Raw genomic sequence first — 1,372 nt, forward strand, 5'->3', positions numbered from 1 at the left:
GCGCGGAGATCACCGGGCGGAACAGAAGGGCGAAGCGGTGTACGTGGGCAGGTCGGTACGGCGCGGCGCGAGGTGCCCGAAGAAGGCGTCGGCGTCGATGTCGGCGCCGCGCACGTACAGATGGGCGAGGGCGGTCAGCAGCGTGTCGGGTTCCGGGCGGCCCTCGGCGAGGGTGGGCAGCAGCACCGCGTCGCTGTCCTCGGCGAGGCACTCGCGGCCCATCAGGGACTGCATCGCGACCGGGCCGAGCTCCAGGTAGGTGCGCACACCGTCGGCCTCCAGGGTGCGCATGCCGTCCAGGAACCGTACGGCCCCCCGGACATGGCGGCCCCAGTACTCCGGGGTGCACAGCTCGTCCGGGTCCGCGAGCCGGCCGTCGAGACAGTTGACGACGGGGATGCGCGGCCGCTGGAAGTCCAGTTCGCGGACGGCGGCGACGAAGGGTTCCAGGACCGGTTCCATGTGCGCGGAGTGGAACGCCCGGCCGAAGGACATCCGGTGGGTGCGCCGGCCGGCGGCCCGCCACTCGTCGCCGAGCGCCGCGACCACTTCCTCGTCACCGGAGACGACGACCTGCCGGGGCCCGTTGACCAGGGCGATGTCCACCGTGCCGGGGCGGCCCTCCAGGGAGGCGCGGACCTCCTCCTCGGACGCCTCGATCGCGACCATGGTGCCGCCCGGGGGCGTCTGCTGGAGCAGCCGGCCCCGCGTGCTGACGAAGGCCGCCGCGTCCTCCAGAGACAGCGCGCCGGTGACGTGCAGCAGGGCCGAGTCGCCGTTGGAGCCGCCGAAGACGACGTCGGGCCGGACGCCCCAGTGTTCGAGGAGCCGGTAGAGGGCGACTTCCAGGGCGAACACCGCCGGGTGACCGTACTCGGCCTGGGCCAGCGCCTCGGCCTCGGGGCTGCCCTCGGCCGCGAACACGATCTCCTTCAGGGGCCGGCCGAGCCGCCGGTCCAGGGCGGCGCACACCTCGTCGAAGGCCGCCGCGTAGGCCGGGAACGCCTCGTACAACTCCCGGCCCATGGCCAGCCGTTGGCTGCCCTGGAAGGTGAACAGGAAGGCCAGTTTGCCGTCGTCGCGCGCACCGCGCACCACATGGGCGGCGGGTTCCCCGGCGGCCACGGCGGCGAGACCGGCCAGCAGCCCGGCGCGGTCCTGGGCCAGGACGACGGCCCGGTGGTCGAACCCGGTGCGGCCGCGCAGCAGCGAGTACGCGGTGTCGACCAGGTCGAGTCCGGGCCGCTCGGTGACGAAGGCGTGCAGCCGCTCGGCCTGCGCGCGCAGCGCCGCCTCGGACTTGCCCGAGAGGACCCAGGGCAGCGGTCCGTGCGGCGGGCGGGAGACCGCTTCCGGTTCCGGCTCGGTGACC

General features: G+C 74.3%; 1 protein-coding gene. It reads right to left on the reverse strand.

Annotated elements, in window-relative coordinates; all coding sequences use genetic code 11:
• Window positions 1–9: 9 nt before the first annotated feature.
• The coding region (locus tag H5J33_RS35340; protein WP_181798730.1) for an acyltransferase domain-containing protein at window positions 10–1,372 on the reverse strand (1,363 nt) is incomplete at its 5' end.

This window comes from Streptomyces sp. WELS2 (assembly GCF_013870595.1).
Classification (GTDB): Bacteria; Actinomycetota; Actinomycetes; order Streptomycetales; family Streptomycetaceae; genus Streptomyces.